Source organism: Brevibacillus brevis NBRC 100599, assembly GCF_000010165.1.
In the GTDB taxonomy this organism is placed as follows: domain Bacteria; phylum Bacillota; class Bacilli; order Brevibacillales; family Brevibacillaceae; genus Brevibacillus; species Brevibacillus brevis_D.
Window position 1 is genome coordinate 1,378,431 of sequence record NC_012491.1, and the last position, 13,271, is coordinate 1,391,701.

General features: G+C 48.8%; 12 protein-coding genes. 10 read left to right on the forward strand and 2 right to left on the reverse strand.

The window, feature by feature from the left end:
- Window positions 1-27: 27 nt before the first annotated feature.
- The 5 genes from BBR47_RS07080 to BBR47_RS07100 all read left to right on the forward strand — a co-directional run bounded on the left by BBR47_RS07080 (window position 28) and on the right by BBR47_RS07100 (window position 4,931).
- Window positions 28-852, forward strand: coding sequence for a carbohydrate ABC transporter permease (locus tag BBR47_RS07080; RefSeq protein WP_012685070.1), 825 nt, complete (start codon window positions 28-30; stop codon window positions 850-852).
- On the forward strand, window positions 839-1,822 hold the full coding sequence (locus BBR47_RS07085) for an N-acetylglucosamine kinase (RefSeq protein ID WP_012685071.1): 984 nt from the start codon (window positions 839-841) through the stop codon (window positions 1,820-1,822). The genes BBR47_RS07080 and BBR47_RS07085 overlap by 14 nt, the downstream gene beginning before the upstream one ends.
- 127 nt (window positions 1,823-1,949) lie before the next feature.
- Entirely contained in the window at window positions 1,950-3,362 is a 1,413-nt protein-coding gene (locus BBR47_RS07090; protein WP_012685072.1) for an ATP-binding protein, read from the forward strand.
- A gap of 12 nt (window positions 3,363-3,374) precedes the next feature.
- Window positions 3,375-3,689, forward strand: a complete 315-nt coding sequence (locus tag BBR47_RS07095; protein ID WP_007725309.1) for a DUF3870 domain-containing protein — start codon at window positions 3,375-3,377, stop codon at window positions 3,687-3,689.
- 27 nt (window positions 3,690-3,716) lie between these two features.
- The gene (locus BBR47_RS07100) at window positions 3,717-4,931 is read left to right on the forward strand and encodes a sensor domain-containing diguanylate cyclase (RefSeq protein WP_012685073.1); all 1,215 of its coding nucleotides are present in this window, start codon (window positions 3,717-3,719) and stop codon (window positions 4,929-4,931) included.
- On the opposite strand, the gene nhaC is transcribed toward BBR47_RS07100, so the two are convergent.
- Window positions 4,928-6,280 (reverse strand): Na+/H+ antiporter NhaC, encoded by a 1,353-nt coding sequence (gene nhaC, locus BBR47_RS07105; protein WP_012685074.1) that lies wholly within the window; start codon window positions 6,278-6,280, stop codon window positions 4,928-4,930. The genes BBR47_RS07100 and nhaC overlap by 4 nt on opposite strands.
- Window positions 6,281-6,608: 328 nt before the next feature.
- Here nhaC and BBR47_RS07110 point away from each other — a divergent pair, with 328 nt between their 5' ends.
- Genes BBR47_RS07110 through BBR47_RS07120 form a run of 3 tightly spaced genes read left to right on the forward strand, consistent with a single transcriptional unit; the run spans window position 6,609 to window position 8,403 of the window.
- The gene (locus tag BBR47_RS07110; protein ID WP_012685076.1) at window positions 6,609-7,532 is read left to right on the forward strand and encodes an NAD(P)/FAD-dependent oxidoreductase; all 924 of its coding nucleotides are present in this window, start codon (window positions 6,609-6,611) and stop codon (window positions 7,530-7,532) included.
- A 22-nt stretch (window positions 7,533-7,554) separates the two neighbouring features.
- Entirely contained in the window at window positions 7,555-7,803 is a 249-nt protein-coding gene (locus BBR47_RS07115; RefSeq protein WP_012685077.1) for a glutaredoxin family protein, read from the forward strand.
- A 45-nt stretch (window positions 7,804-7,848) separates the two neighbouring features.
- On the forward strand, window positions 7,849-8,403 hold the full coding sequence (locus tag BBR47_RS07120) for a peroxiredoxin (protein WP_041749801.1): 555 nt from the start codon (window positions 7,849-7,851) through the stop codon (window positions 8,401-8,403).
- A gap of 108 nt (window positions 8,404-8,511) precedes the next feature.
- Here BBR47_RS07120 and BBR47_RS07125 read toward each other — a convergent pair whose 3' ends face one another.
- A complete protein-coding gene (locus tag BBR47_RS07125) occupies window positions 8,512-9,426 on the reverse strand; it encodes an NAD(P)/FAD-dependent oxidoreductase (RefSeq protein WP_012685079.1) in 915 nt (304 codons plus the stop codon).
- A gap of 399 nt (window positions 9,427-9,825) precedes the next feature.
- Here BBR47_RS07125 and BBR47_RS07130 point away from each other — a divergent pair, with 399 nt between their 5' ends.
- Entirely contained in the window at window positions 9,826-12,048 is a 2,223-nt protein-coding gene (locus BBR47_RS07130) for a hypothetical protein (protein WP_012685081.1), read from the forward strand.
- Between the two features lie 21 nt (window positions 12,049-12,069).
- Window positions 12,070-13,254 carry a HEAT repeat domain-containing protein gene (locus tag BBR47_RS07135; RefSeq protein WP_041749294.1) on the forward strand — a complete coding sequence of 395 codons (1,185 nt, stop codon included), beginning with the start codon at window positions 12,070-12,072 and terminating at the stop codon, window positions 13,252-13,254.
- Window positions 13,255-13,271 lie beyond the last annotated feature (17 nt).

The following is a 13,271-nucleotide window of genomic DNA, read 5'->3' on the forward strand; positions in this document are numbered from 1 at the left end:
GTTCCTGAGTGGAAAGGAGGATGCGATGTGAAGATGACTGTGGGTGGGAGAGCTGTATCTTATGTGCTGGCGTATTTATTTGCGTTACTCGCGCTATATCCGATTGTACTGATGATTTCTTCTTCCTTGAAAACGAATAGGGAGATATTTGCGAGTCCGCTCTCCCTTCCGAAGACGTTTAGTCTGGATACGTACAAAAAGCTGTGGGAAGCCGTGCCGTTTGCCGACTTTTTATGGAACAGTGTATTCGTCAGTGCTCTGTCAGTCTTGCTCATTACGGTTTTTTCAGCGATGGCGGCCTTTTACTTGTCGCGCTTTTCTTTTACATGGACAGCGGGGCTCTACTTCTTTTTCATTATTGGTCTAATGATTCCGATCAAGCTGGGGATCGTTCCCTTGTTTTTGCTCATGAAGAATCTCGGCCTCTTGAATTCTCTGTGGTCGCTGATTCTGATTTATACGGCGAGTGGGATTCCGATCTCTGTTTTTATTTTGACGGGCTTCTTTCGGACGTTGCCGATTGAGCTGGAGGAAGCGGCGCGGATCGACGGATGCAGCCATTTTCAGGTGTTTTGGCGCATACTCTTGCCGCTGATTCGTCCTGCCTTGGCTACGGTGGTCATTATTAATTTCATCCATGCGTGGAACGACTTTTTCTTCCCGTTGATTTTCATTCAGGAGGAATCGCTCAAGACGATCCCGGTAGGCATGATGGTGCTGTTTGGAGAATATGAAACGGATTGGAGCCTGTTGTTTGCAGGGCTCACGTTGTCTGCTTTACCGATGATCATCGTGTTTTTGCTGGCATCAAGGCAGTTTATGGAGGGGTTGACGGCAGGTGCAGTCAAGTAATGGGGAAAAGTGGTTTATCGGGATCGATGGGGGCGGAAGCAAAACCAGAGCAGCCATCTGCAATGAGGCAGGACAGGTGGGGGCAATCGTGGTGGGGGAATCATCAAACCCGCTCTCCAGAAGCTGGGGGGATGTGGAAGCTACACTACGCCAACTCATGGATGCTGTGAGAATAAAGGCAGGTGCCAAGGAAGAGGAAGTAGCCGGTCTGTTTATTGGGCTTGGCGGTGCAGATCGTCCGCAGATCAAGGAAAGAATTCAGCATGCCTTTGCCGATGAGTGGGGAGAGCGGCTATTGATTAATAACGATGTCATCGCAGCCCTTTACGCGGGGACGTGGGGGCAGCCAGGCGTCGTACTCCTTGCTGGTACGGGCTCGATTGCCTGTGCCTTTTCAAAAGAGGGGGCGCGGCACCGTGTAGGCGGATGGGGGTATCTGGTAGGAGATGAGGGCAGCGGGTTTGATTTGGGCAAAAAAGCGGCAAGCGCCGTATTGCGCGAATACGATGGGCGCGGTGAATCGACAGTGCTGACACAACTGTTTATGGACCACTATGGCGTTGAGCGTCCTGATGAATTGATCAGCCTGATCTACGGGGGAAGCAATCCGCGAATGGAGCTGGCAAAAACGAGTCAGCTCGTAGAACAAGCCGCAACACTAGGCGATCCGGTGGCGAATACATTGATCATGCAAGCAGTAGAGGATTTGCTAGAATTGGCTGATGCTTGCTTAAAAAAGGTTCAGGAGCCTGTTCCAGTCGTTTTAGCCGGAGGATTGTTAACTTCTAGTACAATCCTGCGCGAACAACTAATTGGGAGAGCTTCGTTTCAAACGATCATTCCCACGGTACCCCCTGTCGTGGGAGCGCTGGTAGCGGCTTTCACAAAGCTGGGCTTCGTTGTTGACGAAAAAATGGCAGAGCAACTACGAGTCAGTGCAGAGGTACTGGAAGAGAAATCACACAATTAAATTTTCCGAGGGATGGAAACCACAGAACGAATAGGGTAAAATTGGGTGAGAATAGGATTTGAGAACGTTGTAGGCTATTTCCGTAATTTGGAGTAGCCGTTTTCTCGTCCCAGGAGGGAGGGGCACGATGAAAAATTTATTGGACAGTGGATGGAGAAGTGGTCATCTCTATCGTTCCTTCTTTGATCAAATGATTCAGGCCACTTTTCTGCTCGATCAATTTGGTAGAGTTTTTAAAGGCAATCCTGCCTGCCAAGTGTTGACTGGCTACTCCGTAGAAGAATGGGAAGGAGCCTCATTTTGGAAGCTGGCTATTTCGGAAGAACAGGAGATGGTACGCCTTCAAACACAATTTGCGATGAATGGTGATCCGAGACCTTTTTTCACCGCTTTTCGTCATAAGGATGGCACAAGTATTCCCGTGCATATTACATATGGAGCTTTTGGGGAGGAAGGCACATCAATTGGGTATTATGCGATGGTGCAGAGGCTCCCGGCCCCGTTTGGTGACAGCTATGGTTCCAAACAGTGCAGAGTATTGGATATTTCCGGTGAAGGTGCGTTCATTTTCCGTGCTGGGGAGCTTCAATACGTCAACCAAGCAGGGATGCAACTGGTTGGAGCTTCCGGTTTGGACGAGCTGTTATGGTATCCATTTCAGTCGTTTTTCCATCCCCGTGATGTACCAAAGATCAAGGGTCTCATCCGCACTTTGGAAGAAGGGGAAACAGCCTCTCCAATTGAGGTCGAGCTAATCCGTTTGGATGGCAGTCGGACGGAGGTAGAAGTGTGTGGAACATCCATGACGATGTTGGACAAGCTCTCCATGTACATTCTGATCCGGGATATTACGGAACGCAAACGGGCGCAAGAATTTTTGCAAAACTCGGAAAAACTCGCGCTGGTCGGGCAATTGGCGGCAGGGATCGCGCATGAGATACGCAATCCGCTTACCTCGTTAAAAGGCTTTGTGCAATTAATGCAAAAGGATGGCATGAGAAAGCCGGAGTATTTTTCGATCATGAGCTCGGAATTGGCGCGAATTGAGATGATTGTCTCAGAGCTGTTGGTCTTGGCGAAGCCACATACGGCTGTGTTTGAAGCCCGCGATCTGTCCAACCTGATCACGCATGTGGTTACGCTCTTGGAGACGGAGGCGATTCTGAAAAAGGTCATGATTCAGGTCGTTTTCGAATCGGAAGTCCCTTTGATCCATTGCGATGAGAATCAGTTGAAGCAAGCTTTCATTAACTTTTTGAAAAATGGGATCGAAGCGACCGCAGGGAATGGAGAAATTGTGATTCGACTGCGATGTGAAGATGATCGAGTCGTCATTCGGTTTGAAGACAACGGAGTGGGGATCCCGGCCCATCAGATGGCGAGATTGGGAGAGGCTTTTTTCACGACGAAGGAAACGGGGACGGGCCTGGGATTGATGGTGAGCCGCAAAATCATCGAGAACCATCGGGGGACGCTGCGGTTAATAAGCACGCCAGGTAACGGAACGGCAGTCGAGGTATGCTTGCCGATCAGCAGCTAGGAGGACGACTGGATGAACAAAAATACGGTACTGACAGCAGGCTTCGCCCAAATCCCCAAGGGAACTACCTTGTACGAGGTTTCAACCATGGTAGGCTGTGTACTCATCATTGATGTAGACGCCGAAGTGATTTGCGACGCCAGCTTTACCTTTGTCATGGACAAGACGAGTGAGTTTTTGGTTAGCTTGCTTGTAGGCAAGACAGTTGCAGATGGCATGCAGGAGATCACGAAGGCGATCCAAGAACGTTTTTTAGCACCTGGTCAGGGAGCTGTCTTGCAAGCCATCCGTGCAGCTATTGAGCGATATCATGAAAAAAAAGCGTAAAGCTACCCAATAGCCGGAGGGTTGAATATGCATGAGAAGCACGACGTTAGAGAAGCGTATGCAAGACAGTTGTTGGAGCGTTATAGCCAATGGCTTGGCAACATAGAAGCAGTCGAGCTTGGCGAGGTTGAAGCGCTATCTCGTGAGGTAGATAGTATGCTGTCGGAACAGGACAGTGTCTTGCATGCAGAACTGCTGAAGCAGATTGTGGAGCTGCGAAATAAGGTAACCGAAATGATGTGGATCTCCGAGCACATGAAGATTTTACATGACCTCAGCCACATTTTTGCGAAAACGTTTGAGGAAAGTGAAATTTTGTGGAAAGCATTTGAGCTGGTCTCGCGCGTGATGCGTGCAGATGCTTTCTTTATTGCCTTTTATGATGAGGGCGACAGTGAGATCAAAATTCCGATCAGCATCGATAATGGGGTCAATTACGGTCCGCTCACGATTCCCTATGGACAAGCGATGGTGTCCAAAGTGATTGATACACGGGAAACCATTCATATCAAGACGATGAAGAATGAGCCAAGCGAGCCAGAAATGTTCCGCTGGGGAAGCCCGGAAATGGATACGAATACATGCATTTTCGTACCACTCATGCTGGGGAATCAGATCAAAGGCGTTGTTTCTGCCCAGTCTTATCGGGAATTCGCCTATAAAAAAGAGCACGAGGAACTACTGAAAATCATTGGTTTTCAGGTAGCAAGTGCTATTGAAACGGCGCGCTTGTATGAGCGAATGTACCAGATGTCGTTTCAGGATGAGCTGACAGGGATTGCGAATTATCGTGCTTTCCATCGTGATTTGGAAAAGCTGCTGAGTGAAGAGAATGCGTCTGTCTCTTTGATCATGCTGGATTCAGACAGCCTAAAAGCGGTGAACGACCATTTTGGTCATCATGCAGGGGACGCATTGATTAAGCAAATTGCCGAAGCGATGAAAGAAGTAGCAGGACCAGAGGATACGGCGTATCGTTATGCGGGAGATGAATTCATGCTGCTCTGCCCGGGGGCGTCGATGGAGATGGCGGAGGAAAAAGCGAGTGCCATTCGGGAATATTTGCGCTTGCGCCCCTTAACACAGGACGATTGCTGCATCTTGATTGCGGTCAGTGTTGGCATTGCACGCTACCCTCAAGATGCAAACACGGCAGATGGCTTGAAGCGGGCAGCAGATGAGGCACTGTACCGCTCCAAGCGCAAAGGGAAAAACTGTACGACCGTGTATGCAGCCGGCTAAGCTTTTTGCTGACGCATGGCGAATAGAAACGTCAAAACTGGCGAGATCCACAGGTAGATGACATAAGGCAAGTATTCCACTGTAGATACGTGCAAGGTAGCGGTAAAGAATGCACCACTTACCCCCCATGGAATGAGTGGGTTGACGAGTGTCCCGCAGTCTTCGAGAGTACGAGACAGTCGTCTGCCCGCCATTCCGCGAGCTGTGAATGCTTCACGAAACATCTGCCCAGGGAGCAGGATAGACAAATATTGTTCTCCTGTCAGCAGATTCACGAGAATAGAAGAAGATCCGGCAAGTCCGACCATCTCAGCGTCTCGTTTGATTCGATTGATGAATCCGGAAAAAAGTGCATGAAACACACCGCTGTATTGCAGGATGCCGCCTAAAGACAAGGCAATCAAAATCAAGGCGAGGGACCAGGTCATCGACAACAGTCCACCGCGGTCCACAATCGATGCAACGGCTTCATTGGCGATATTGCTGGTGAAGCCTTTTTGCATGACAGTCATCCATTGGACCGGAGAGGTAACTCCTTCGGAAAGAGCAGCTGTGACAATCCCGCTCAAAATCCCGAAGACCAATGTAGGCAAAATCGGTTTTCGCAGCGCTGAGCATAACAGGACGACGAATGCTGGCAGCAGCGATAAGAGGCTAAGCGAGAAGTTTTGTTCCAAAGCATGCTGGATTTCTTGAATGGCGTCCAGATTCACATTGGCGCTTTGTCCTTGAATTCCGAAGAAAATCGCGGTAATGACAAGGGCTGGAACAGCAGTACGTGACATGAACTTGACGTGCTCCGACAAGGAAACGCCTGCAATGGCTGCTGCAAAGTTGGTCGTGTCGGAGAGCGGCGACATTTTATCCCCAAAGCAAGCTCCACAAATAATGGCCCCAGCTGTAATCAACGGATCAAGTCCGAGTGCTGTCGAGACCCCCATCATAGCGACCCCTACCGTACTAATCGTGGTAAAAGAGCTCCCTGTAACAGTGGAGACGATCACTGTCAGAAACAGGGCGGAGAGTGTGAAGTACTCCGGTGAGATCAGCGAAATGCCGAGGTGCAGGATCATCGGAACGGTACCACTCATCATCCATACCCCGATCAAAATTCCAATTAAGGAAAGAATCAGCATGGGGGCGATCGCGGTTTGAATTCCTTTGATCAAGCCCTCCTCCATTTGCTTCCACGGAACGCCGAACAGGAAGAGAAGAGTGGCAGCTCCTATGGTTGCGAGGAAGAGCGGCATATGCGGCTCAACTTTGCCCCAAAAAAGGGCAGGAAACAAGATTCCGAATACGGTGACAAGCACCCAAATACTTTGCGAAAAAGATAATGGCTTGTTCATAATGGCAACTCCTTGTTAAATCAGCCTAAAGCAGTGAGAAAGTATATTTCGCTTTCGTACTTTTGTGCTTTCTTGCTTCTTTGCTTTTGTGCGTTCAAGTGTTAGTGGTACTTTATCCTGAATTACTTGTTTCGTCAACGAAATTGGTTGAATTCGGAATCGTAAAATAATACAGACGAGTATGCGGCTGCTGAGTGAGATAAATCTTATCAGTCTTATTTAAAATTATTATAAAAAGATATTGACTTTAAAATTATATCAAGTACAATGATAATTGTTCCTAGTTGATAATAATTATAATCTGATAATAAGAAAAGGGGGGCTGTTCATGTATGATGTCATCATCATCGGCGGAGGACCAGCTGGTGCTTCTGCTGCCATATATACAGCTCGTGGAAATCTAAAGACGCTCGTCATTGATAAGGCACCCGGAGCTGGTGCGCTTGCCCTGACACATAAAATCGCCAACTACCCAGGGGTAGAAGGCGAGATGACAGGGAAAGAACTATTGGATAAAATGCGCAGACAAGCGGAGGGCTTCGGTGCAGAATTCATCCAGACTACGATTTCTGCGGTAGATGTAGAGGACGAGGAAAAAAGCATTTTCACGGCTCATGGTACTTTCCAAGCGAAGGCCGTGATCGTAGCGACTGGTTCCAAAGGACGTAACCGTATGCTTCCAGGAGAAGAGCAATTGCTCGGACGAGGCGTGAGCACTTGCGCGACATGCGACGGAGCTTTTTATGAAGGCAAGCATGTTGCGGTCATCGGTGATACGGAGGAAGCATTGGAAGAAGCGCATGCGCTGACCAAATTTACGGACAAAATCACTTTTTTGGTGCCGCGCGCTGATCTTCAAGGGGTAGATGAACTACCTCGGCTGCCGAACACGGAAATACATTTTCGTACCCGCCCATTAGAAATTGTGGGGGAGAAGTCAGTCGAAGGGTTGCGCATTCGCACAGCAGAAGGAACAGAAGAAATGCTGTCCGTAGACGGGGTTTTCGTCTTCCTGTCTGGCAGCAAGCCGGGTACCGATTTCTTGGATGGGCAAGTTCCCCTCGATGAGGAAGGATTTATGATTTTAGATGAGTTCATGCAGTCTTCTGTTCCAGGCGTATTTGGAGCTGGTGAGGTACGCAAAACACCTGTGAAGCAAGCGGTAGTCGCTGCGGCAGACGGTGCCATTGCGGCTATGGCTGTAGACAAATACATCAACAAGCGCTCCAAAGTTGTTCCACAGTACAAATAGAAGAAAAAGGAGAGAAACAAACATGGCTCAAGCAATCGTATACTCCAGCACACATTGCAACTTCTGCCAGCAATTAAAATCGTATTTGACAGAACAAAACATTTCTTTCGAAGAGCGAAACATCGATGAAAAAGAAGAGTACTTCCAGGAGCTGAGCCGTTTAGGCGTGATGTCTGTTCCCTTGACAGTCATTGGTGAAAAGCAAATTTTGGGCTTCAACCCGACCCGTATCAAAAAAGCACTGGCAGTATTGGAAGAGGCTGCGAAGTAAATTTCATCAGTTACCATATAAAAGGAGAGATGTATCATGACAACAATGACAACACAGCAAACTGTCCAACTTCAAGTAGGAAAACCGGCACCTGACTTTAACATGCTCACGACCAAAAACCTCGAGACACTGGAAGAACGTGTGTCGCTGGCTGATTACAAAGGAAAATGGCTGATTTTGTTCTTCTGGCCATTCGACTTCACGTTCGTTTGCCCGACAGAGGTAACTTCGTTTAGTGACAACATGGAAGAGTTCGAAGAGTTGGATTGCGAAGTATTGGGTGTATCCACAGATAGCGTACATACGCACCGGGCATGGATCAAAACACCGCGAGATGAAAACGGCATCGGTGAAGTAAACTTCCCGCTCGCGAGCGACTTTAAAAAAGAGACGGCACAAGCTTATGGCGTTCTTGATGAAGAGACTGGTGCAGCTCACCGTGGCTTGTTCATCATCGATCCAGACGGCATTCTGCGCTACCAAGTGGTAACGGACATGAACGTGGGCCGCAGCGTGACAGAGACAACTCGTATATTGCAAGCCCTGCAAGCTGGCGGTCTGTGCCCGGCGAATTGGAAGCCAGGACAGAAGACGCTGTAATCAAAGAAAGAGCATTGCTTCTATATAGAAAGAAGAGGGACAATCCCACCCGTCTATTGCAGTCGGAGGGATTGTCCTTTTTTATAGAAAGAACGCGGAGGGATAGAGCTAGCTTTGACGATTCCATGCCTCTACAAGTAGTTCGTTGTTGATGCTCATTCCAGCAGCAGAGCCTAGAGCAGCAGCAGTTATCACTTGGTATTGGGTAGTTGCTGCATCGCCTGCACTGTAGACACCCGGTACGCTCGTTTTCCCAAAGTTGTCGACGATAATCGTACCAGCTTCCGTTACCTGGCAGCCTAATGCTTGTGGCAAGTCAGATGCAGCGACGAGTTTTGGGGCAAAAAAGATCCCTGTGCACGAAATGCTATTGCCATCTGTAAGTTCAACGTGTTGCACCATCCCATCGATAGATACAATCCGTTCGATCGGGGAGTCAAAGACAGGAATGCGATGCTGCAACAGCTCCATTCTTTGTTCTTCCGTGAATTCATCTGGTCCATTGGTGCAGAGGGTGTAATGATTAGTCCAACCAGATAGCACTTTTGCCAAGTGCAATGCTTTCTCGCCGTTTGCTATCAAGACAAGTGGTTGGTCGCGTAATTCCCATCCATCGCAATAAGGGCAGACAAAAGCACTTTTTCCATACACTTCTGCTAATCCGTTAACAGGTAAAGGAAGATCCTTCATTCCCACTGCGAACAGTAGCTTTTTGCTTTGATAAGTCGTTCCCTGTGCAGTCATTATGAGAAAATTTCCATCGTGCCCCGTGATCGTTACCGCTGTATCCTCCACAAAGTGAACGGAAGGGTAGGCGCTGATTTGCTCTCTTGCAATGCGACGAAACTCGCTCGGAGTGATGCCGTCTCTCGTAAGAAAGCCATGGGACTCACGTGTAACACGATTGCGCGGACGGCCTTCATCGATAACGACGACTCTCTTTCTTGCTCTGCCAAGTGCGAGAGCGGCACTCATACCTGCTGGTCCTCCACCAATAATCCCTACATCGATAAGTTGATTCATGTTTGTTTACCACCTTTACAGATCCTTTATGTCTATTATAATCAAACCTTCCTCAGAATCAAGCTCCGAAACACTTTGTATTCTTTTTGTAAATAATCCCTTATATCGAAAAAATCTAACGCCTTTCAAATAGTAGCAACCTACTATTTTTACGAGTGAAAAGGAAAAAAAAGGAAGGAGCAATTGTACCTAGTTGGCAAAAAATGTGGGCCAGAAGACCGTCCCGGTTGCAGGACTTCCCTCCAAAAAACGTAGGACAATGGAGGCGAATCCGTCCCAATATTACATTTTCATGACAAATCTGAAAAAGACACAATAGTGAATTTTGTCTATGGGAACGATTTGCTCCCTATGTTTACAATGACTGTGACGTGGCAACATATCGGAGGTTGACGAGGAATGGAGCCAACAAAAAAGAAAAGATGGCGCTGGATGAGCTTGACCATGCTGATCGTGGTGGGGGCAAGTGCCTTCTGGTGGTTTTGGGCAGCAGATCGTGTCGAAAGCATGGGGACGACTACAGGTGCTCAATTAAAATTTCGTACGAATGGTGAGCTGTTCGAAGTCTATCAGAATCAGAAATGGCAGCCCTTTTTTGCGAAAGGTGTCAATCTGGGGGCATCGCTACCGGGTCATTATCCGGGTGAGCTTCCCATAACGAGAGAGGATTACATGCGCTGGTTCGCGATGATCGACGAGATGGGAGCGAACGTCATTCGTGTGTATACGATCCATTCTCCTGTCTTTTATGAAGCGCTGGTCGATTACAATCGGCGAAAAGAAGGGGATCCTCTCTATTTGATGCAGGGCATTTGGAGTCCAGAAGAGCTGTTGATTGAAAAGAAAGACGCCTATTTGCCAGAGATTCGCGAGGAGTTTCGACAGGAAATCAAGGATGCAGTCGGCGCTGTCTACGGAGACATCACCCTGCCGGAAAAACCGGGAAAGGCAAGTGGTACATACCGTGCCAATGCGGGCAAATACTTGATCGGCTGGCACACAGGGACCGAGTGGGACCCCGTGATGGTGAAAAACACCAACCGCCTGCATCAAAAAGTTGCACCCTATCAAGGGAAGTACTTCCACGCGACACCGAATGCAACCGCTTTTGAGACATGGATTGCTGAAATGATGGATACCGTCGCAACGGAGGAGAGCAAATACGGTTGGCAGCATCCGATGACTTTCACCAATTGGGTGACAACAGACCCCTTATCGCATCCGGGAGAGCCGATCCATCATGAAGATTTGGTCAGTGTCGATTCTACCCATATAGAGCCAACACAGTGGGAGGCAGGCTACTTCGCTTCCTATCACGTGTACCCGTATTATCCGGATTTCTTCCGTTACGACACTACCCTGCAACAGTTGAAGAATGATGCAGGGCAAATCGATACGTACAAAGCGTATTTGCGACAACTGAAGCAGTATCACAAAAATATGCCGATCATGGTGACGGAATTCGGGGTCCCGGCATCGGTGGGAGTCGCCCATCTGGGAAATTTGGGGCGTAATCAGGGTGGTCATTCAGAAAAGCAGCAGGGAGAGATTGATGCCGAGCTTTTGCAAGAAATCCATCAAGAAGGGTATGCGGGAGCAATCGTATTTGTCTGGCAGGACGAGTGGTTCAAAAAAACATGGAACACGATGCGATTTGAGTTGCCGGAAGATCGGCGCTCCCTGTGGATCAACGTATTGACCAACGAGTCTCTGTTTGGAGTCCTCGGCATGTACCCGAACAAAGAAGGCGTGCTGACCATCGATGGGAATCGCACAGATTGGGATCAGCTCGTGCCGGAAGAGAAGCAACGCCTCGATGTTCAAGTTCCGGGTGTCGACGAAATCTGGATGACACACGATGAAGGGTACGTCTATTTCCTTGCTCAGTTGAAGGAAGAGTTTGACCCGGCTAAACAACAGCTCTATGTAGGTGTTGATACGCTTCCTGGCGGGAACAAGCATGCTGTGCAGCTTCCCGGCCTGACACTGGATGAGGGGCTAGAGACGTTGATCGCGTTGGGAAAAGCAGATGAAAGCCAGATTCAAATCGCTGCCAATTACGACTTTCATGCACGCTTATACGGAAAACGCTACGGCATGCTTGCAGTCAAGGAAGAGGAGAAAAAAGACGATTCCGGGATATTCAAGCCGTGGAAGCTGGCTGTAAGCCTCGAGATGGAGCCGCCAGACAGCAAGAAGTACTATCCGTTGGAGGAAGTCGAGGTCGGCAAGCTGATCCGGGGAACGACAGATGCCCAAGACCCGCAGTACGACTCACGAACCTCGTGGCAAGCGAAGGGAAAAGTGGTAGAGCTGAGAGTACCGTGGATGCTGCTTGGATTTACAGACCCGAGCTCCTTGTCCGTCATGAGCTATGAGGATGAAGGCAAAAGCTTCACGACGAAGACGACGAAAGGCATACGTATCCTGCCGTTCCTCGTGGATACAGCGACGAAGCAAATCGTCGGACAAAACGCTTATGCAGTGACGAAGCTCCCGATGTATACATGGCAAGGCTGGGAGCAGGTCGGTTATCACGAACGCAAAAAACAGAGCTATTCCATACTAAAAAAAGCATTCCACGAGATTGAGGCTCCGGTGAAGACCGGGACTCAGCCTTGATTGGATAGGAGAGTGGCAAACGTGCAAACACCATTGGCGACGGCAATTGTTTTTCTGTACGCGCTATGTGGATTGACAGTACTAGGCTTGCTTGTCTTGTTCGCACTGAAGCTACGCAACATTTCGGTGGAGAAACAGACCATGCGCTGTCTGGAAAAATATCGCGATTACTTCGTTTACCTGCAAGCACACGGGGAAGAAGAGGAGCGCTTGCAGGTGCCTTATGGCGATGTGACGCAAAAAGAAAAGCAAATCATTCAGAAAAAGCTGTTTGAGCTGATGGAGTGCTTCACAGGCATTCATCGGGACAAGCTGATCTGGCTCTGCGAGGATATGGGACTCGTAGAGCTGGATATGCAAAGACTAAATGGCAAGTGGAAATGGACGAGAGTGGATGCCGCTTACAATTTGGGGATCATGCGCTCCAAGCTCGCCGTACCAGCTCTCATGACCCTCCTGCAAAAAAACACGAATGACACCAGTGTTTTTATCATTGCACGCTCCGTCGCCAAATGTGCACGCAATACTGAAGATTTGCGGGAAATGGCGACCCACGTTGTCCGAGCGAAGAACAATGTCCACCAGCTCATCGTGGACATCATCAGTGATTCGCAGGTGGATACAGCACCACTTTTTGCACAGTTTTTACAAGATTCCGATGCTGAACTGGTCAAAATCGGACTGATTGGCTACGCCGTGCATGCCCAGCCTGGCATTGAGCCTGCGCTATACCAGCTCATTCAATCGCCTGACAAGGAAGTCCGAATCAAGGCAGTCAAGCTCATGTGTCGGGATATCCGCTATATGAATGAGCAGACACTCACGGATTTTATGAATCACAAGGATTGGGAAATTCGGGCAATGGCAGCGAAGGCAATCGGCTCACTGAAATTGCATGCGTACATTCCCTCGCTGAAAAAGGCGGTGGGCGATGCGAACTGGTGGGTTCGTCATCACAGTGCACGCAGCTTGGCGCAGCTGGAGGTCGAAGGCTTTGCTGCCCTGTGTGAAATTTTGCAGGAAGAGAGAAACAGTCATAAGAGCGAGATGGCTCATCAAGTGATCCAGGAGGAGCTGGAAAAAGAGAAGCTGGTTCTACAAAGCGCGACAGCGACAGAGAAGCTCGTGCAATACAACGAAAAGCTGCATCTGTACCGCAAGTCGTATCGCAAAACAATTTCCACGGTTCAGGCATTGGAAAGATAGAGCGAAAGGAGGCTGCC

Bases quoted from the DNA above. Each gene is read 5' to 3' on its own strand.
- BBR47_RS07090 (WP_012685072.1), top strand. From the start codon at position 1,950: ATGAAAAATTTATTGGACAGTGGATGGAGAAGTGGTCATCTCTATCGT.
- BBR47_RS07095 (WP_007725309.1), top strand. From the start codon at position 3,375: ATGAACAAAAATACGGTACTGACAGCAGGCTTCGCCCAAATCCCCAAG.
- BBR47_RS07100 (WP_012685073.1), top strand. From the start codon at position 3,717: ATGCATGAGAAGCACGACGTTAGAGAAGCGTATGCAAGACAGTTGTTG.
- nhaC (WP_012685074.1), bottom strand. From the start codon at position 6,280: ATGAACAAGCCATTATCTTTTTCGCAAAGTATTTGGGTGCTTGTCACC.
- BBR47_RS07110 (WP_012685076.1), top strand. From the start codon at position 6,609: ATGTATGATGTCATCATCATCGGCGGAGGACCAGCTGGTGCTTCTGCT.
- BBR47_RS07115 (WP_012685077.1), top strand. From the start codon at position 7,555: ATGGCTCAAGCAATCGTATACTCCAGCACACATTGCAACTTCTGCCAG.
- BBR47_RS07120 (WP_041749801.1), top strand. From the start codon at position 7,849: ATGACAACACAGCAAACTGTCCAACTTCAAGTAGGAAAACCGGCACCT.
- BBR47_RS07125 (WP_012685079.1), bottom strand. From the start codon at position 9,426: ATGAATCAACTTATCGATGTAGGGATTATTGGTGGAGGACCAGCAGGT.
- BBR47_RS07130 (WP_012685081.1), top strand. From the start codon at position 9,826: ATGGAGCCAACAAAAAAGAAAAGATGGCGCTGGATGAGCTTGACCATG.